The 17,869-nt window shown below is 58.6% G+C and carries 27 protein-coding genes; all 27 read right to left on the bottom strand.

Annotated features, from left to right (window positions below):
• Positions 1–7: 7 nt before the first annotated feature.
• The 27 genes from secY to recQ all read right to left on the bottom strand — a co-directional run bounded on the left by secY (position 8) and on the right by recQ (position 17,749).
• Entirely contained in the window at positions 8–1,354 is a 1,347-nt protein-coding gene (gene secY / locus PQQ96_RS10790) for a preprotein translocase subunit SecY (RefSeq protein WP_408291480.1), read from the bottom strand.
• A 46-nt stretch (positions 1,355–1,400) separates the two neighbouring features.
• Positions 1,401–1,835 carry a 50S ribosomal protein L15 gene (rplO, locus tag PQQ96_RS10785; RefSeq protein WP_408291478.1) on the bottom strand — a complete coding sequence of 145 codons (435 nt, stop codon included), beginning with the start codon at positions 1,833–1,835 and terminating at the stop codon, positions 1,401–1,403.
• A gap of 29 nt (positions 1,836–1,864) precedes the next feature.
• Complete coding sequence (gene rpmD, locus PQQ96_RS10780) at positions 1,865–2,047, bottom strand: 50S ribosomal protein L30 (protein ID WP_028199571.1); 183 nt, start codon at positions 2,045–2,047, stop codon at positions 1,865–1,867.
• Positions 2,048–2,057: 10 nt separating this feature from the next.
• Positions 2,058–2,576 (bottom strand): 30S ribosomal protein S5, encoded by a 519-nt coding sequence (gene rpsE / locus PQQ96_RS10775; protein WP_006052219.1) that lies wholly within the window; start codon positions 2,574–2,576, stop codon positions 2,058–2,060.
• Between the two features lie 14 nt (positions 2,577–2,590).
• Positions 2,591–2,956, bottom strand: a complete 366-nt coding sequence (gene rplR / locus PQQ96_RS10770; protein ID WP_006052218.1) for a 50S ribosomal protein L18 — start codon at positions 2,954–2,956, stop codon at positions 2,591–2,593.
• A gap of 12 nt (positions 2,957–2,968) precedes the next feature.
• On the bottom strand, positions 2,969–3,499 hold the full coding sequence (gene rplF, locus PQQ96_RS10765; RefSeq protein WP_074281989.1) for a 50S ribosomal protein L6: 531 nt from the start codon (positions 3,497–3,499) through the stop codon (positions 2,969–2,971).
• An 18-nt stretch (positions 3,500–3,517) separates the two neighbouring features.
• On the bottom strand, positions 3,518–3,913 hold the full coding sequence (rpsH, locus tag PQQ96_RS10760) for a 30S ribosomal protein S8 (protein ID WP_006052216.1): 396 nt from the start codon (positions 3,911–3,913) through the stop codon (positions 3,518–3,520).
• A 14-nt stretch (positions 3,914–3,927) separates the two neighbouring features.
• Complete coding sequence (gene rpsN / locus PQQ96_RS10755; RefSeq protein WP_006052215.1) at positions 3,928–4,233, bottom strand: 30S ribosomal protein S14; 306 nt, start codon at positions 4,231–4,233, stop codon at positions 3,928–3,930.
• 7 nt (positions 4,234–4,240) lie between these two features.
• Positions 4,241–4,780: a 50S ribosomal protein L5 gene (gene rplE / locus PQQ96_RS10750; protein ID WP_006052214.1), complete on the bottom strand. Its 540-nt coding sequence runs from the start codon at positions 4,778–4,780 to the stop codon at positions 4,241–4,243.
• A 17-nt stretch (positions 4,781–4,797) separates the two neighbouring features.
• Complete coding sequence (gene rplX / locus PQQ96_RS10745; RefSeq protein ID WP_028199569.1) at positions 4,798–5,106, bottom strand: 50S ribosomal protein L24; 309 nt, start codon at positions 5,104–5,106, stop codon at positions 4,798–4,800.
• A gap of 9 nt (positions 5,107–5,115) precedes the next feature.
• Positions 5,116–5,484 carry a 50S ribosomal protein L14 gene (gene rplN / locus PQQ96_RS10740; RefSeq protein ID WP_006052212.1) on the bottom strand — a complete coding sequence of 123 codons (369 nt, stop codon included), beginning with the start codon at positions 5,482–5,484 and terminating at the stop codon, positions 5,116–5,118.
• A gap of 290 nt (positions 5,485–5,774) precedes the next feature.
• The gene (gene rpsQ / locus PQQ96_RS10735; protein WP_007180129.1) at positions 5,775–6,047 is read right to left on the bottom strand and encodes a 30S ribosomal protein S17; all 273 of its coding nucleotides are present in this window, start codon (positions 6,045–6,047) and stop codon (positions 5,775–5,777) included.
• The gene (gene rpmC, locus PQQ96_RS10730; RefSeq protein ID WP_007180130.1) at positions 6,044–6,238 is read right to left on the bottom strand and encodes a 50S ribosomal protein L29; all 195 of its coding nucleotides are present in this window, start codon (positions 6,236–6,238) and stop codon (positions 6,044–6,046) included. Before rpmC ends, rpsQ begins: the two co-directional genes overlap by 4 nt.
• A 10-nt stretch (positions 6,239–6,248) precedes the next feature.
• Positions 6,249–6,665 (bottom strand): 50S ribosomal protein L16, encoded by a 417-nt coding sequence (rplP, locus tag PQQ96_RS10725; protein ID WP_007180131.1) that lies wholly within the window; start codon positions 6,663–6,665, stop codon positions 6,249–6,251.
• Between the two features lie 2 nt (positions 6,666–6,667).
• Positions 6,668–7,474, bottom strand: coding sequence for a 30S ribosomal protein S3 (gene rpsC / locus PQQ96_RS10720; RefSeq protein ID WP_011490053.1), 807 nt, complete (start codon positions 7,472–7,474; stop codon positions 6,668–6,670).
• Positions 7,475–7,485: 11 nt separating this feature from the next.
• Positions 7,486–7,818, bottom strand: coding sequence for a 50S ribosomal protein L22 (rplV, locus tag PQQ96_RS10715; protein WP_197070230.1), 333 nt, complete (start codon positions 7,816–7,818; stop codon positions 7,486–7,488).
• A 7-nt stretch (positions 7,819–7,825) separates the two neighbouring features.
• Positions 7,826–8,101, bottom strand: a complete 276-nt coding sequence (gene rpsS, locus PQQ96_RS10710) for a 30S ribosomal protein S19 (RefSeq protein WP_054036552.1) — start codon at positions 8,099–8,101, stop codon at positions 7,826–7,828.
• A 10-nt stretch (positions 8,102–8,111) separates the two neighbouring features.
• The gene (gene rplB, locus PQQ96_RS10705) at positions 8,112–8,939 is read right to left on the bottom strand and encodes a 50S ribosomal protein L2 (protein ID WP_169487532.1); all 828 of its coding nucleotides are present in this window, start codon (positions 8,937–8,939) and stop codon (positions 8,112–8,114) included.
• A gap of 2 nt (positions 8,940–8,941) precedes the next feature.
• On the bottom strand, positions 8,942–9,256 hold the full coding sequence (gene rplW, locus PQQ96_RS10700) for a 50S ribosomal protein L23 (protein ID WP_007180135.1): 315 nt from the start codon (positions 9,254–9,256) through the stop codon (positions 8,942–8,944).
• A complete protein-coding gene (rplD, locus tag PQQ96_RS10695; protein WP_408291475.1) occupies positions 9,253–9,873 on the bottom strand; it encodes a 50S ribosomal protein L4 in 621 nt (206 codons plus the stop codon). The genes rplW and rplD overlap by 4 nt, the downstream gene beginning before the upstream one ends.
• Positions 9,873–10,532 carry a 50S ribosomal protein L3 gene (gene rplC / locus PQQ96_RS10690; RefSeq protein WP_073431863.1) on the bottom strand — a complete coding sequence of 220 codons (660 nt, stop codon included), beginning with the start codon at positions 10,530–10,532 and terminating at the stop codon, positions 9,873–9,875. Before rplC ends, rplD begins: the two co-directional genes overlap by 1 nt.
• A gap of 201 nt (positions 10,533–10,733) precedes the next feature.
• Positions 10,734–11,045 (bottom strand): 30S ribosomal protein S10, encoded by a 312-nt coding sequence (rpsJ, locus tag PQQ96_RS10685; protein ID WP_006998489.1) that lies wholly within the window; start codon positions 11,043–11,045, stop codon positions 10,734–10,736.
• Between the two features lie 126 nt (positions 11,046–11,171).
• Positions 11,172–12,362 (bottom strand): elongation factor Tu, encoded by a 1,191-nt coding sequence (gene tuf / locus PQQ96_RS10680; RefSeq protein ID WP_063497539.1) that lies wholly within the window; start codon positions 12,360–12,362, stop codon positions 11,172–11,174.
• A gap of 47 nt (positions 12,363–12,409) precedes the next feature.
• The gene (gene fusA / locus PQQ96_RS10675; RefSeq protein WP_408291474.1) at positions 12,410–14,512 is read right to left on the bottom strand and encodes an elongation factor G; all 2,103 of its coding nucleotides are present in this window, start codon (positions 14,510–14,512) and stop codon (positions 12,410–12,412) included.
• 134 nt (positions 14,513–14,646) lie between these two features.
• Positions 14,647–15,117, bottom strand: coding sequence for a 30S ribosomal protein S7 (rpsG, locus tag PQQ96_RS10670; RefSeq protein ID WP_006053291.1), 471 nt, complete (start codon positions 15,115–15,117; stop codon positions 14,647–14,649).
• A gap of 181 nt (positions 15,118–15,298) precedes the next feature.
• Positions 15,299–15,679, bottom strand: coding sequence for a 30S ribosomal protein S12 (gene rpsL / locus PQQ96_RS10665; protein WP_006998493.1), 381 nt, complete (start codon positions 15,677–15,679; stop codon positions 15,299–15,301).
• A 222-nt stretch (positions 15,680–15,901) separates the two neighbouring features.
• Positions 15,902–17,749: a DNA helicase RecQ gene (recQ, locus tag PQQ96_RS10660; protein WP_408291473.1), complete on the bottom strand. Its 1,848-nt coding sequence runs from the start codon at positions 17,747–17,749 to the stop codon at positions 15,902–15,904.
• Between the last annotated feature and the right edge of the window lie 120 nt (positions 17,750–17,869).

The following is a 17,869-nucleotide window of genomic DNA, read 5'->3' as shown; positions in this document are numbered from 1 at the left end:
AGTCCTTTCAACGCATCGGGACGCCGCCGCCTTTGAAATTAGCTTTCTTCAGCAGCGATTCATACTGTTGCGACATAACGTACGACTGCACCTGCGCCATGAAATCCATTGTGACGACGACAATGATCAGCAGCGACGTTCCACCAAAATAAAACGGCACGTTCCAGCGCAGTACCAAAAATTCAGGCAGCAAACAAACAAACACGATGTAGATCGCACCAGCCAGCGTCAGACGCGTCAGGATGCGGTCGATGTATCGCGCCGTCTGATCGCCCGGGCGGATGCCTGGGACGAAAGCGCCACTCTTTTTCAGGTTGTCGGCCGTTTCCCTGCTGTTGAACACCAGTGCGGTGTAGAAAAAGCAGAAGAAGACGATCGCCAACGCGTACAGCAACACGTACACGGGTTGACCGGGCTTAAGGGCTTCGGCCACATTGTGCAACGTGTCTGCGAACCAGCTGGTACGCGACCCCGAACTAAACCAGTTCAGGATGGTTGCCGGGAAGAGAATGATCGACGATGCAAAGATCGGCGGAATCACGCCCGACATATTCAACTTCAGCGGCAGATGCGAAGACTGTCCGCCGTAAATCTTGTTACCGACTTGCCGTTTGGCGTAATTCACAAGAATCTTGCGCTGGCCGCGTTCGATGAACACCACCAGATACGTCACACCAGCAATCAGCGCAACCACGATAATCGCCGAGATGATGCTCATCGAGCCGGTTCGCACCAGTTCGAAAAGACCACCGATTGCGTTCGGGAAACCCGCCGCAATACCGCCGAAGATGATGATCGAGATACCGTTACCCAGCCCACGTTCCGTGATCTGCTCACCCAGCCACATCAGGAACATCGTGCCGGTCACCAGCGTCACGACCGTCGTCAACCGAAATACCATCCCCGGATCGATCACCAGGCCCGGCTGATTTTCCAATGCGACAGCGATGCCGAACGCCTGGAACGTCGCCAGCAGGACCGTAAAGATACGCGTGTACTGCGTAATCTTCCGTTGACCCGCCTGCCCTTCCTTTTTCAGCGCTTCCAGCTGCGGCGAGACAATCGCCAGCAACTGCATGATGATCGACGCCGAAATGTACGGCATGATCCCCAGCGCAAAAATCGTGAACCGCGAAAGTGCACCACCCGAGAACATGTTGAACATGCCCAGGATGCCGCCCGACTGGCTTTGGAACAACTTTGCCAGCTGGTCCGGGTCAATACCCGGCACCGGAATGTGCGCGCCGATACGGTAGACGATCAACGCCAGCAGCAGGAACACTGCCCGCCGACGCAGATCGCCAAACTTCGCCGCGCCGCGACCGGGTTTTGCGAGACTCGGACTGTTAGCCAAGTACCTTCTCCGATGCTAATGCTAGTGACGGCAAATAACTTGCGCGTTACTCGGCAAAAGAGCCGCCGGCTGCTTCAATCGCAGCGCGCGCACCCTTCGTCGCACCCAGACCCTTCACAACGACCTTGCGCGTCAGCTCGCCCGTCGCGATGATCTTGGCGCTCTTGATCAGCTCGCCGAGCAGGCCGGCTTGCTTCAGAGCCAACAGATCGATTTCGTCGACCGGCAGCTTTTCCAGATCAGAGAGACGCACTTCACCGACGAATTCCTTCGTCAGCGAGGTGAAGCCACGCTTCGGCAGGCGACGTTGCAGCGGCATTTGACCGCCTTCGAAGCCAACCTTGTGAAAGCCGCCCGAACGCGACTTCTGACCCTTGTGACCACGGCCAGCAGTCTTGCCCAGACCGGAGCCGATACCACGGCCGACGCGACGCTTAGCGTGCTTCGAGCCTTCAGCCGGCTTCAGGTTATTCAATTCCATTATCAACTCCTTGAGTCCTGGTCAGCCGCTTAGCCGATGACCTTAACGAGGTACGAAACCTTGTTGATCATGCCGCGCACAGCCGGCGTGTCCTGCAACTCGCTAACCGAATTGAGTCGGCGCAGACCCAGGCCACGCACCGTTGCACGGTGCGTTTCACGGGTGCCGATCAGGCTCTTGACGAGCTGGACCTTGACAGTTTTATCAGACATGGTGTCCACCTTAGCCCAGAATATCTTCGACGGACTTGCCGCGCTTCGCCGCGATATCACCCGGCGTCGACTGCTTGCGCAGACCGTCGAGCGTTGCACGAACGAGGTTGTACGGGTTCGTCGAACCGTGGCTCTTGGCCACAACGTTCTGCACGCCCATCACGTCGAACACTGCGCGCATCGGGCCACCAGCGATCACACCGGTACCGTCCTTCGCCGGAGCGAGGAGGACCATCGATGCGCCGTGCTTACCGTGCACTTCGTGTTGCAGGGTACCGTTCTTAAGCGGCACCTTGAACATGTTGCGGCGAGCCTGTTCCATCGCCTTCTGAACAGCGACCGGCACTTCCTTTGCCTTGCCCTTGCCCATACCGACGCGGCCATCACCGTCGCCAACCACGGTCAGCGCGGCAAAACCGAGAATCCGGCCGCCCTTCACAACCTTGGTCACGCGGTTGACCGAAATCATCTTTTCGCGCAGGCCGTCGTCGCGTTCGTCAGCCTGAACTTTCGCTTGCATCTTTGCCATGACGAATTCTTCCCTTAGAACTTGAGTCCGGCTTCGCGCGCCGCATCAGCCAGCGCTTTCACGCGGCCGTGGTAACGGAAACCCGAACGGTCGAAGGCGACGGATTCGATGCCGGCAGCCTTAGCCTTTTCTGCAATGCGCTTACCGATCAGCGTAGCAGCAGCGACGTTGCCGCCCTTGCCCGTTTGATCAGCCAATTGCGCACGCACTTCGGCTTCGAGCGTCGACGCGCTGGCGAGCACCTTGGTGCCGCACGGCGAGAACACTTGCGCATAGATGTGCGTGTTCGTGCGATGCACGGCGAGACGCGCGACCTGCAGCTCAGCGATCTTGATACGCGTCTGACGAGCGCGGCGCAGGCGAGATTGAGTCTTATCCATGATTGCGCACCCTTACTTCTTCTTCGTTTCTTTGAGGATCACAACCTCATTGGCGTAACGCACACCCTTGCCCTTATAGGGCTCCGGCGGGCGATAGCCGCGCACTTCTGCAGCGACCTGGCCAACTTGTTGCTTATTGATCCCCTTGATCACGATTTCGGTTTGCGTCGGGGTTTCAGCCTTGACGCCTTCCGGCATCTGGTGCACCACGGGGTGCGAGAAACCCAGCGACAGGTTCAGCTTGTCGCCTTGCGCCTGTGCGCGGTAACCGACGCCAACCAGCGTCAGCTTGCGCTCGAAACCCTTCGTCACGCCGTTCACCATGTTCGCAACCAGTGCGCGCATCGTGCCCGACATCGCATTCGCTTCGCGGCTTTCGTCAGCCGGCTCGAACTTCAGCGTGCCGTTGTCGTTCACCACCTTCACGAGGCTGTTTGCAGCCTGCGAAATCGTACCCAGCGGACCCTTGACGGTAATGCGTTCGTCGCTCAGGGCCACTTCTGCGCCTTGCAGCGCGATCGGGCTTTTACCTACTCGAGACATGTTTCTCTCCTTTCGGCCTTAAGCGACGTAGCAGATGACTTCGCCGCCAACGCCCGTTGCACGCGCCTTGCGGTCCGTCATCACGCCCTTCGGCGTCGACACGATTGCCACGCCGAGGCCATTCATGACCACGGGGATGTCGTTACGGCCGCGGTACACACGCAGACCAGGCTTCGAAACGCGTTCAATGCGCTCGATCACCGGACGGCCAGCGTAGTACTTCAACACGATGTTCAATTCAGATTTCGCACCTTCGGACTTCACTGCGAAATCATCGATATAGCCTTCGTCCTTCAGGACCTGCGCAATCGCAACCTTGACTTTCGACGAGGGCATTGTCACCGAAACTTTCTCAACCATCTGCGCGTTGCGGATGCGAGTCAGCATATCGGCGATAGGATCACTCATGCTCATTTACGTTTCTCCTATTACCAGCTCGCCTTGGTCAGGCCAGGGATCTCGCCGCGGAACGCGATTTCGCGAATCTTGTTACGCGCCAGCCCGAATTTACGGAACGTGCCACGTGGGCGACCGGTAATTGCGCAACGATTGCGCTTACGGGTCGGGTTAGAGTTGCGCGGCAGTTGTTGCAGTTCCAGACGTGCTGCGTAATGCTCTTCGTCCGACTTGCTCATATCGCCGATGATCGCTTTCAGCTCAGCACGCTTGGGAGCGTACTTAGCGGCCAGGCGAGCACGCTTCTTTTCACGTTCGATCAGTGCCAGTTTAGCCACGGTAACCTCAGTTTCTGAACGGGAACTTGAAGCTGGCGAGCAGAGCCTTTGCTTCGTCGTCGGTCTTCGCAGTTGTCGTGATGCTGATGTTCAGCCCACGCAGTGCGTCGATCTTGTCGTAGTCGATTTCGGGGAAAATGATCTGCTCTTTCACACCGATGTTGTAGTTGCCGCGACCATCGAACGCACGACCCGACACGCCACGGAAGTCACGCACACGGGGGAGCGCAACCGTCACGAAACGGTCCAGAAATTCGTACATTGCCTGACCACGCAACGTGACCATTGCACCGATCGGATAGCCCTGACGGATCTTGAAGCCAGCGATTGCCTTGCGTGCCTTCGTGATCACCGGCTTCTGGCCTGCGATCTTCGTCAGGTCGCCAACGGCGTTTTCGATGATCTTCTTGTCAGCAACCGCTTCGCCAAGGCCCATGTTCAGGGTGATCTTGGTGATGCGCGGCACTTCCATCACGGACTTGTAACCGAACTTCTCGATGAGGCCGGGTACAACCTTTTCTTTGTAAAACTCTTGCAAACGAGCCATTTTTTTACTCCGCAGCGTCAGGCGCTCAGCACAGCACCGGTCGTCTTAAGGAAACGGACTTTCTTGTCTCCCTCGACCTTGATGCCTACACGCGACGCCTTGCCATTCGCGTCGACCAATGCGACGTTCGAAATTTGCAGCGGCATCGTCTTGGCTTCCACACCGCCCGTCGTACCCTTCATCGGGTTCGGCTTGACGTGCTTCTTGACGAGGTTGATACCCTCGACAATCACCTTGTCTTCGCCTACGGACAGCACGACGCCGCGCTTGCCTTTATCTTTGCCGGTGATGACGATAACTTCGTCACCTTTGCGAATCTTGTTCATCGCGACTCCTTACAGCACTTCAGGTGCCAACGAAACGATCTTCATGAATCGTTCGCTGCGCAACTCGCGCGTAACAGGCCCGAAAATACGGGTGCCAATAGGTTCGAGCTTGGCATTCAACAGCACTGCAGCATTGCCATCGAACTTGATCAGCGAGCCGTCTTGACGACGTACGCCCTTGGCGGTGCGAACCACCACGGCGTTATAAATTTCGCCTTTCTTCACGCGCCCGCGCGGCGTTGCTTCTTTGACGGTCACCTTGATGATGTCGCCAATGCTGGCATAACGACGCTTCGAGCCGCCGAGAACCTTGATGCACATGACTTCACGCGCACCGGTGTTGTCGGCCACTTCAAGCCGAGTTTCGGTCTGGATCATGGTTTATCTTTCCCAACTTAATCCGGTCACACCACCATGGCGTACCCGGTCAGTCTTGGTCCCGTCAGCCAATCGGCTGCTTGGGTATGAACAGCAGCGACGGCAAACGAAACCCGCCATCGCAATCCGGTGAATCCTTCGGAACAGACTGGCGCCTGAACCGCTTCCCCCACCAACTTCGCCCGCGACGGGGCTCCCATAAAAGAGGGAAGACCGAGATCATATCATATAATCCCGGTCTTGCAAGCGAAACTTGCTGCGATTTCAATTACTTCTACAACTTTGCGGCGTCAGATGACGCGAGCAGCCTCGACCAGGCGAGCCACAACCCAGGCTTTCGTCTTCGAAATCGGACGCGTTTCCTGGATTTCAACGAGGTCACCCTCGTTGTACGTGTTTGCATCGTCGTGCGCGTGGTACTTCTTCGAACGCACAACGTACTTGCCGTAGATCGGGTGCTTCACGCGGTGCTCAACCAGCACGGTGACCGTCTTGTCCATCTTGTTGCTGACGACCTTGCCGACCAGCGTCCGCTTGAGCGAGGTTTTTACGCTATCGTTCATTTCTGGTTCGCCTTCTCAGTCAGGACGGTCCGCACACGTGCGATGTCGCGACGAACCTTCTTCAGCTGGCTCGTGTTCGTGAGCTGCTGGGTCGCGAGTTGCATGCGCAGGCCGAATTGCGCCTTCAACAGGTCCGACAGCTCCTTGTTGAGCGCGGCCTGATCTTTCTGGTGAAGTTCGGAAGCCTTCATCATTTACTCCTTAGGCGCCGAGCTGACGCACGATAAACGTCGTCTTAAGCGGCAGCTTAGCTGCAGCCAGACGGAACGCTTCGCGTGCCAGCTCTTCGGTTACGCCGTCCATTTCGTACAGCATCTTGCCCGGTTGAATCTCCGCGACGTAGTACTCAGGGTTACCTTTACCGTTACCCATACGTACTTCAGCCGGCTTGTGCGAGATCGGCTTGTCCGGGAAGATGCGGATCCAGATGCGGCCACCACGCTTGATGTGACGCGTCATTGCACGACGTGCCGCTTCAATCTGGCGCGCGGTCAAGCGACCACGACCGATAGCCTTCAGGCCGAATTCACCGAACGACACCGCGTTGCCGCGGGTAGCGATACCGGTGTTACGACCCTTCTGCTCTTTGCGATACTTTCTGCGTTTCGGTTGCAGCATCGTTATTCTCCAGTCTTCCCGCCGTCGCCGGCACCGCCAGCACGACGAGGAGCGCCACGGCGTGCACCTGCCGGGCCACCACCTTCACCATCGCGACGCGGACGGCGATCGCCACCCGGACGTGCGTTGCGGCGCGGACGCTTTTCTTCGGCGACTTCTTCAACCACCGGTGCGTCGTTGCGGCCGAGCGTGTCACCCTTGTAGACCCACACCTTCACGCCGATGATGCCGTACGTCGTCTTCGCTTCCGAAGTTGCGTAGTCGATATCAGCACGCAGCGTATGAAGCGGCACGCGACCTTCGCGATACCACTCCGTACGAGCGATTTCGATACCGTTCAGGCGGCCAGCGCTCATGATCTTGATGCCTTGAGCACCCAGACGCATTGCGTTTTGCATCGCACGCTTCATCGCGCGGCGGAACATAATCCGGCGCTCGAGTTGTTGCGTGATCGAATCCGCGATCAGTTGCGCATCGGTTTCCGGCTTACGGATTTCTTCGATGTTGACGTGGACCGGAACGCCCATGCGGCGTTGCAGTTCCGACTTCAGCAGTTCGATATCCTCGCCCTTCTTACCGATGACCACACCCGGACGCGAGCTATAAATCGTGATGCGCGCGTTTTTCGCCGGACGCTCGATAACGACGCGGCCAACCGAAGCGTTTTTCAGCTTCTTCTTCAGGTATTCACGAACACCGATGTCTTCCTGCAACATCGCCGCGAAATTGTTGTTGTTCGCGTACCAACGCGACGCCCAATTGCGGCTGACGGCCAAACGGAAGCCAGTCGGATGAATTTTCTGTCCCATCGTATGACCCCTTAATTCCCGACCGTCACAGTGATGTGACAGGATTGCTTCTCGATGCGGTTACCACGGCCTTTAGCGCGCGCGGTAAAACGCTTCAGCGAGGCAGCCTTGTCGACCATGATGCTCGTTACCTTGAGCTCGTCGATATCAGCGCCTTCGTTATGCTCCGCATTCGCGATCGCCGACAGCACAACCTTTTTCACGATTCCCGCAGCCTTCTTCGGCGAGAACGTCAGAACGTTCAGCGCCTTGTCGACCGGCAAACCGCGGATCTGGTCAGCCACAAGGCGCGTTTTCTGCGCCGAGATGCGGGCACCGCGATGAATTGCTTTCACTTCCATCATGATCCCCTTATTTCTTAGCCTTCTTGTCGGCTGCATGACCCTTGAACGTCCGGGTCAATGCGAACTCGCCAAGCTTGTGGCCGACCATGTTTTCCGAGATGTACACCGGAACGTGTTGACGGCCGTTATGCACAGCAATCGTCAAACCGATGAAATCCGGCAGAATCGTCGAACGACGCGACCAGGTTTTGATCGGCTTCTTGTCACGCGCAGCGGCTGCCGACTCAACTTTCTTCAGCAAATGGGCGTCGCAGAACGGACCTTTTTTTACAGAACGTGCCATTGCCTACTCCTTAACGCTTGTGACGGCGCTGGACGATCATGCTCGTCGTGCGCTTGTTGCTGCGGGTGCGATAGCCCTTAGCAGGCGTGCCCCACGGGCTCACCGGATCGCGACCTGCAGCCGTCTTGCCTTCACCACCGCCGTGCGGGTGATCGACCGGGTTCATTGCAACGCCACGCACCGTCGGGCGGATACCGCGCCAGCGATTCGCGCCAGCCTTACCGATTTGACGGAGGCTATGCTCTTCGTTGCCAACTTCACCAATCGTCGCGCGGCATTCAACGTGAACGCGGCGGATTTCACCCGAGCGCAGGCGGACCTGTGCGTAGATGCCTTCACGAGCCAGCAGCATCGCCGACGTACCAGCCGAACGCGCCATTTGCGCGCCCTTGCCCGGCAGCATTTCGATGCAGTGAATCGTCGTACCAACCGGGATATTGCGGATCGGCAGCGTGTTACCTGCGCGGATCGGAGCTTCCGAACCCGACATCAGTTGCTGACCAACCGTCAACCCCTTCGGAGCGATGATGTACTTGCGCTCGCCGTCTGCGTACAGAACCAGCGCGATGTTCGCGCTACGGTTCGGATCGTACTCAAGACGTTCGACCTTTGCCGGAATGCCGTCCTTGTTGCGACGGAAATCGACAACACGGTAATGATGCTTATGACCACCGCCCTTATGGCGCGTGGTGATGTGGCCGTTGTTGTTACGGCCGGCGGTCGTGGATTGCGAGTCGAGCAGCGGTGCGAACGGCTTGCCCTTATGCAGATCCTTGTTGACCACCTTGACCATCGCACGGCGACCCGGCGAAGTCGGCTTAACTTTAACGATTGCCATGATTACTTGGCCTCCGCTTCAAAGTTGATTTCCTGGCCGGGCTTCAGGCAGACGTACGCCTTCTTCACGTCCTTGCGCTTGCCCATGAAGCGGCCAAAGCGCTTGGCTTTGCCCTTCGAGACCAGCACGTTGACGGAATTGACTTCCACCTTGAACAGCAGCTCGACTGCAGCTTTCACTTCCTGCTTCGTGGCATCGGGCGCGACTTCGAACACAACTTGCTCGTTCTTGTCGGCCACCAGCGTCGCCTTTTCGGAGATCACCGGCGCGAGCAGGACCTGCATCAAACGATGATCGTTCTTGCGAATCTCGCTCATGACAGCAACTCCTCGATCTGGGCGACCGCAGCCTTCGTGATCAGGATCTTCTTGAAGTAGATCAGCGACAGCGGGTCGGCGTAACGCGGCTCGACAACCGCCACGTGGGCGAGGTTGCGCGACGCGAGGTACAGGTTTTCGTCAACCGTGTCGGTAATCACCAGCACGGAGTCGAGACCCATCGCCTTGAATTTTTCGTTCAGCAGCTTCGTCTTCGGCGCTTCGAGCGTCAGCTCGTCGACCACCGAGATGCGGCCTTCGCGAGCCAGCTGCGAGAAGATCGAGCAGAGACCTGCGCGATGCATCTTCTTGTTGACCTTGTGCGAAAAGTTTTCTTCCGGCGAATTCGGGAAGATCCGGCCACCGCCGCGCCACAACGGGCTCGACGACATACCGGCACGGGCGCGGCCCGTACCCTTCTGGCGCCACGGCTTCTTGGTCGTGTGCTTAACTTGCTCACGATCCTTCTGCGCGCGGTTGCCGCTACGGGCATTCGCTTGATACGCCACCACGACCTGGTGAATCAGGGCTTCGTTGTAATCGCGACCGAACACTACGTCCGACGCGCTAACGCCTGCACCTTCCTGACCATTGGCATTCAGGAGCTTAAGTTCCATTATTTCGCTCCTTTCACGGCACGCGTCTTCACGGCCGGCGTAACGAATACCTTGCCACCCTTCGCACCCGGAACGGCGCCCTTGACCAGCAACAGCTTGCGGTCAGCGTCGATACGAGCGATTTCGAGGTTTTGCACGGTTACCGTATCGTCACCCATGTGACCGGTCATGCGCTTACCCGGGAAAACACGACCCGGATCCTGCGCCATACCGATCGAACCCGGCACGTTGTGCGAGCGCGAGTTACCGTGTGATGCACGGCCGGATGCGAAGTTGTAACGCTTGATGGTACCGGCGTAGCCCTTACCGATCGACACGCCTTGCACGTCGACCTTCTGGCCTACTTCGAACAGGTCGGGACCGACCACGGCGCCGTTCGACAACTCGGCAGCCTTGGCAGCATCGATCTGGAATTCTTTGAGGATTTCACCGGCTTGAACACCGGCTTTGGCGAGATGACCGGCCAACGGCTTCGTCACACGCGATGCACGGCGCGTACCGAATGCAACCTGCACGGCGGTGTAGCCGTCGGTTTCAACAGTCTTGATCTGCGTCACGCGGTTGTCGGACACGTCCAGCACGGTAACGGGAATCGAATCCCCTTCTGCCGTGAAGATACGGGTCATGCCAACCTTGCGACCTACGAGTCCAAGGCTCATCGTTTTCTCCATTCCCGACTGCGATTGGTCGGGGCTAATTTACAAAATGCCGGTGCCGTTTCGGGCATGAATTCATGCTGCAGCACACCGACTTTTTTGCGCAAATGCGCGAAAAGCCCACTATTGTAGCGAGGCTTTTCGTTTTCCGCAAGCAATCAATGACTTAGCGTTGCTTGGCATGCCAGGCAACCGCTACAAGCCTTATTGGAGCTTGATTTCCACGTCCACGCCAGCCGGCAGATCCAGCTTCATCAGTGCGTCAACGGTCTTGTCCGTCGGATCGACGATGTCCATCAGGCGTTGGTGCGTACGGATTTCGAGCTGATCGCGCGACGTCTTGTTGACGTGCGGCGAACGCAGGATGTCGAAACGTTGAATGCGGGTCGGCAGGGGCACCGGACCGCGAACGATTGCGCCAGTCCGCTTTGCCGTGTCGACGATTTCAGCTGCCGATTGATCGATCAGGCGATAGTCGAAAGCCTTCAGGCGAATGCGGATTTTCTGGTTCTGCATGACAATTCCTTGGAAAGAGCGAGGCGGTATTGCGCCGCCAGATAGTAAAAGAACGTAGAGCCGGGCACCCGCTGTGGGCTGGCGCCCGGCTCCGGGCACCACTTACTGCAACTTCAACCCTCGATTTTACTCGAGAATCTTGGCAACCACACCAGCGCCGACCGTACGGCCGCCTTCGCGGATTGCGAAGCGCAGACCTTCTTCCATCGCGATCGGGTTGATCAGCTTCACCGTGATCGACACGTTGTCGCCCGGCATGACCATTTCCTTGTCCTTCGGCAACTCGATCGAGCCCGTCACGTCCGTCGTACGGAAGTAGAACTGCGGACGATAGTTGTTGAAGAACGGCGTGTGGCGGCCGCCTTCGTCCTTGCTCAGCACGTACACTTCAGCCGTGAAGTGCGTGTGCGGGTTGATCGAACCCGGCTTCGCCAGAACCTGGCCACGCTCCACGTCTTCACGCTTCGTGCCGCGCAGCAGGATACCAACGTTGTCGCCTGCCTGACCCTGGTCGAGCAGCTTGCGGAACATTTCCACGCCCGTGCACGTCGTCTTCACCGTCGGCTTGATACCGACGATTTCGATTTCTTCGCCGACCTTCACCACGCCGCGCTCAACGCGACCCGTCACCACCGTGCCGCGACCCGAGATCGAGAACACGTCTTCCACCGGCATCAGGAACGCACCGTCAACTGCGCGCTCCGGCGTCGGGATGTACGTGTCCAGCGCGTCGGCCAGGTTCATGATCGCCACTTCGCCCAGCTCGCCCGTGTCGCCTTCCAGCGCCAGCTTGGCCGAACCCTTGATGATCGGCGTGTCGTCGCCCGGGAAGTCGTACTTCGACAGAAGTTCGCGAACTTCCATCTCGACGAGCTCCAGCAGCTCAGCGTCGTCCACCATGTCGCACTTGTTCAGGAACACGATGATGTACGGAACGCCAACCTGACGTGCCAGCAGGATGTGCTCACGCGTTTGCGGCATCGGGCCGTCTGCAGCCGAGCACACCAGGATCGCGCCGTCCATCTGCGCTGCGCCCGTGATCATGTTCTTCACATAGTCAGCGTGGCCCGGGCAGTCGACGTGTGCGTAGTGGCGGTTAGCCGTTTCGTACTCGACGTGTGCCGTGTTGATCGTGATACCACGTGCCTTTTCTTCCGGCGCCGCGTCGATCTGGTCGTATGCCTTTGCTTCGCCGCCAAACTTCTTGGTCAGCACCGTCGTGATCGCTGCCGTCAGCGTGGTCTTGCCGTGGTCAACGTGACCGATCGTGCCGACGTTCACGTGCGGCTTGGTCCGTTCGAATTTACCTTTAGCCATGTTTCTCTTCTTTCAAAAAGTTAATCGTTGAATGACTTGCCGCGCGCTTACTTCGACTTCGCGTTGATGATCGCTTCAGACACGTTGCGCGGTGCTTCGGAGTAATGCTTGAACTCCATCGTGTACGTTGCACGACCTTGGGTCAGCGAACGCAGTGACGTCGAGTAGCCGAACATTTCCGACAGCGGCACTTCGGCGCGAACGATCTTGCCGCCGCCAACCATGTCGTCCATGCCCTGAACGATACCGCGACGGCCCGACAGGTCGCCCATCACGTTGCCCATGTAATCTTCAGGCGTTTCGACTTCCACAGCCATCATCGGTTCGAGGATGACCGGCTGCGCCTTGCGCATTGCTTCCTTGAACGCCATCGAACCAGCCATGCGGAACGCATTTTCGTTCGAGTCAACGTCGTGGTACGAACCGAACGTCAGGTGAACCTTCACGTCAACGACCGGGAAGCCTGCCAGCACGCCAGCCTTCAGCGTTTCCTGGATACCCTTGTCGACTGCCGGGATGTATTCACGCGGAATCACACCGCCCTTGATCTCGTCCAGGAACTCGTAGCCCTTACCCTGCTCATTCGGCTCGAGCGTGATGACCGCGTGACCGTACTGGCCGCGACCACCCGACTGCTTGACGAACTTGCCGTCGACGTCTTCCGCCTTGCCGCGGATCGTTTCACGGTATGCCACTTGCGGCTTGCCAACCGTTGCTTCGACGCCGAATTCACGCTTCATCCGGTCGACCAGAATTTCCAGGTGGAGCTCGCCCATGCCCGAAATAATGGTTTGACCCGATTCTTCGTCCGTTTGAACGCGGAACGACGGATCTTCCTGAGCCAGACGGTTCAGGGCCAGACCCATCTTTTCCTGGTCCGGCTTCGTCTTCGGCTCAACAGCCTGCGAAATCACCGGTTCCGGGAAAATCATGCGTTCGAGCACGATCGGGTGCAGCGGATCGCACAGCGTGTCGCCCGTGGTTGCGTCTTTCAGGCCAACAGCCGCAGCGATGTCGCCTGCGTGCACTTCCTTGATTTCTTCACGCTGGTTTGCGTGCATCAGCAGAATACGACCGAGACGCTCCTTCTTGTCCTTGGTCGCGTTCAGCAGCGTGTCGCCCGACTTCGTCGTACCGGAGTACACACGGAAGAAGATCAGCTGGCCGACAAACGGGTCGGTCATGATCTTGAATGCGAGGGACGAGAACTTCTCGTCGTCAGCTGCCCGACGCTCAGCCTTTTCACCGTTTTCGAGTTCGCCCGTAACCGGCGGAATGTCGATCGGCGACGGCAGGAAGTCGAGCACAGCGTCCAGCATGCGTTGCACGCCCTTGTTCTTGAACGCGGTACCGCACAGCATCGGCTGAATTTCGCAAGCGATCGTACGGTCGCGCAGACCCTTGACGATTTCTGCCTCGCTCAGCTCACCCGACTCGAGGTACTTGTTCATCAGGTCTTCGCTCGATTCAGCCGCGGCTTCGACCATCTTCTCGCGCCATTCATTGCACGTGTCGACGAGTTCTGCCGGGATTTCTTCGTACGAGAACTTCGTGCCCTGGGACGCTTCGTCCCAAATGATCGCTTTCATCTTCAGCAGATCGACCACGCCGGTGAACGATTCTTCAGCGCCGATAGGCACCACGACCGGAACCGGGTTCGCCTTCAGACGCAGCTTGAGCTGGTCGTAGACCTTGAAGAAGTTCGCGCCGGTACGGTCCATCTTGTTGATGAACGCGAGACGGGGAACCTTGTACTTGTTAGCCTGACGCCACACGGTTTCCGACTGCGGCTGCACGCCGCCCACCGCGCAGTACACCATGCACGCACCGTCGAGCACGCGCATCGAGCGCTCAACTTCAATCGTGAAGTCGACGTGGCCCGGGGTGTCGATGATGTTGATGCGGTGCTCAGCGCGGTCGCCGGCCATGCCTTTCCAGAATGCCGTGGTAGCAGCGGACGTGATCGTGATGCCGCGTTCCTGCTCCTGCTCCATCCAGTCCATGGTGGCAGCGCCGTCGTGAACTTCACCAATCTTGTGGTTCACGCCGGTGTAGAACAAGATGCGCTCGGTCGTCGTCGTTTTGCCGGCGTCGATGTGAGCGCTAATACCGATGTTACGGTAGCGCTCGATAGGTGTCTTGCGAGCCACTTTGATCCTCTATTGGGATGACGCGATGCGAGAAAATACCCATCGCGCTGTAACACAAACGGGCGAGGCGCTTTGTAAGCGCACCCGCCCGGAATTTCTTTCCGCTTTTTCTGCTAAACCCGGGTTCGGGAAGCTTAGAAACGGAAGTGCGAGAACGCCTTGTTGGCTTCTGCCATCCGGTGAACTTCGTCGCGCTTCTTCATCGCGCCGCCACGGCCTTCGGCCGCTTCGGAGAGTTCACCTGCCAGACGCAGGGCCATCGACTTCTCGCTGCGCTTCTTCGCGGCTTCACGCAACCAACGCATCGCCAATGCCATACGACGCGACGGACGCACTTCGACCGGAACCTGATAGTTCGCACCACCAACGCGGCGGCTCTTAACTTCGACCACCGGCTTGACGTTGTTGAGCGCTACCGTGAACACTTCCAGCGGGTCCTTGCCACCCTTGGTCTGGATCTGTTCGAAAGCGCCGTACACGATGCGCTCAGCAACCGACTTCTTGCCGGAGAGCATCAGCACGTTCATGAACTTAGCTACATCTACGTTACCGAACTTCGGATCCGGCAACACTTCCCGCTTGGGGACTTCGCGACGACGCGGCATGTTTCTTCCTTTACTTTTTCAGTTGGAGCTATTTTTAGCCCCGCGGCCACCAACTAACCCGATTCATCTCTAACGACTTACCAGCCCGGTCGGGTGACCACTTACTCGACAGCACCGGCGATTCCGGCACCACCGCTATTACCGCCTTTGCAGGCGACCTGAAACTACACTGACCGGCGAATTACTTACCAGCCTTGGCACGCTTCGCACCGTACTTCGAGCGAGCCTGCTTACGATCCTTGACGCCCTGGGTATCCAGCGAGCCGCGAACCATGTGGTAACGCACACCCGGCAAGTCCTTAACACGGCCGCCGCGAATCAGCACGACCGAGTGTTCCTGCAGGTTGTGGCCTTCACCACCGATGTACGAAATAACTTCGAAGCCGTTCGTCAGACGAACCTTGGCAACCTTACGGAGTGCCGAGTTAGGCTTCTTGGGCGTCGTGGTGTACACACGGGTGCACACGCCGCGACGCTGGGGGCAGTCCTGCAAAGCCGGGCTCTTGCTCTTCGTCGTTTCCGACGCGCGGCCTTTGCGAACCAGTTGATTGATGGTTGGCATTGTTTATTCCTGAAATTGAACAAAATCGACGCATCTGTTTCCGGGCAAAGCAGAAACGATTGCGCATCGAACTTCCGAACCAGGGTGTCGGCGCACGAATTGACTTCATGCACAGGCATTTCCAAGAACCGGAACCTAGCATAATATTCCGAAAATGCTAAGCGAGTCAACAGCTTGCATTGTTTCGCACGCCTGCCGACCTCAACCCGGGCTCGCCGGCAGTCAGTCAGCGGCGACGACTTCCAGCAACTCGTCGCCAAAGCGGTCGAGTTTGCGGACGCCCATGCCCGGAATGCCGCGCAGATCTTCGATGGAATCGGGGCCGTTGCGGGCAATTTCGGCCAGCGTGGCGTCGTGGAAGATTACGTAGGCCGGCACACCGTCGCTTTTCGCCGTCTCCGTGCGCCAGGCGCGCAGGCGCTCCCAGCGGGCGCGCTCGCGCGGACCCATGCCGATCGTCGGATCAGCGCGCTCGCTCGTGCGACCGGACGACTGGCGGGTGCGGGTCGGTTTCACATAGCGGCGCATCGTGACGTTCTGGCCGCCCTTCAGCACCGGTTTGCTGGCTTCGGTGAGGACCAGCGAGCCAAACCCTTCGTGATCGACCGTCAGATAGCCGAACGCTACGAGCTGGCGAAATATCGCTCGCCACTCAGGCTCCCCAAGCGCCGCGCCGATTCCAAACGTAGTCAGTTTCTCGTGGCCACGCTGCAGGATCTTCTCGCTGCGGTTGCCCCGCAGGATATCGATCAGGTGGCCTGCGCCAAAGTGAAAGCCGCTTGCGCGCTGGGCGCGGAACACGCAGGACAGCGCCATCTGTGCTTCGCGCGTCGCATCCCATGTGTCGGGCGGTTCGAGGCAGTTGTCGCAGTTGCCGCATGGCTGGCTCGACTCACCGAAATACGCAAGGAGCCGCACCCGCCGGCAGGTCGCCGCTTCGCACAGACCGAGCAACGCATCGAGCTTGCCGGTCTGCACCCTTTTGTGCGCGTCGTCTGCGTCGGATTCGTCGATCATCTTGCGCTGCTGCACGACGTCGCCCAGACCGTACGCCATCCAGGCGTTCGCCGGCATACCGTCGCGGCCCGCGCGCCCGGTTTCCTGGTAATAGCCCTCAACGCTCTTCGGCAAGTCGAGGTGCGCGACGAAACGCACATCCGGTTTGTCGATACCCATGCCGAACGCAATCGTCGCGCACATCACGATGCCTTCTTCGCGCTGAAACATCTCCTGATGCTTCTGACGAATTTCGAACTCCATGCCGGCGTGATACGGCAAAGCGCGCATGCCCTTCTCTTTGAGCCACTCTGCCGTTTCTTCGACCTTGCGGCGCGACAGGCAGTAGACAACACCGGCGTCGGTCGTGCCGTCCGGCTTCGAGTGTTCAGCGCGAATGAAGTCGAGCAACTGCGTGCGCGCGTTGTCCTTCTCGACAATGCGATAGCGAATGTTCGGCCGGTCGAAGCTCGACACGAAGACACGCGCGTCATCCAGCGCAAGGCGATGGATGATCTCGTCGCGTGTGATCGCGTCCGCAGTAGCGGTGAGCGCGATGCGCGGCACATTCGGGAACCGCTCGTGCAGCACCGATAGCTGAATGTATTCCGGCCGGAAATCGTGCCCCCATTGCGACACGCAGTGCGCTTCGTCAATCGCAAACAGGCCGATACGCGAGCGTTCCAGTAGCTCCTGGAAACGGGGTGTCATCAGCCGTTCCGGCGCGACATAGAGCAGATCGATTTCGCCTTCGCGCAGTGCGCGCTCGGTCGCCATAGCTTCTGCGCCCGAAAGCGTCGAATTCAGATAGGCCGCGCGCACGCCGACTTCCGTGAGTGCCGCCACCTGGTCCTGCATGAGCGCGATCAGCGGCGAAACGACGATACCTGTGCCGAACCCGGCTTCACGCCGCACGAGGGACGGAATCTGATAACACAGCGACTTGCCGCCGCCCGTTGGCATCAGCACGAGACAGTCACCGCCGGCGGAGACGTGCTCGACAATTTCGCCCTGCTGCCCTCTGAACGCGGGGTAACCGAAAACTTCGTTGAGGATCTGGAGCGAACGGGACATGGAATTGAAGTTAGACAGCGCGATGCCGGTGGCCGGATTTTACCAACCCACGCGCGCGCCGCCCGAAAGGTTTGCATACGTTAGCCGTTCGGACTAGGAAAGCGCCGTCGCTTGAGTGGT

It is taken from the genome of Paraburkholderia sediminicola (genome assembly GCF_046027825.1).
GTDB lineage: Bacteria > Pseudomonadota > Gammaproteobacteria > Burkholderiales > Burkholderiaceae > Paraburkholderia > Paraburkholderia sediminicola_D.
Note: the sequence above shows the minus strand (reverse complement) of the source record. Positions and strands in the feature narration are given on the sequence as shown.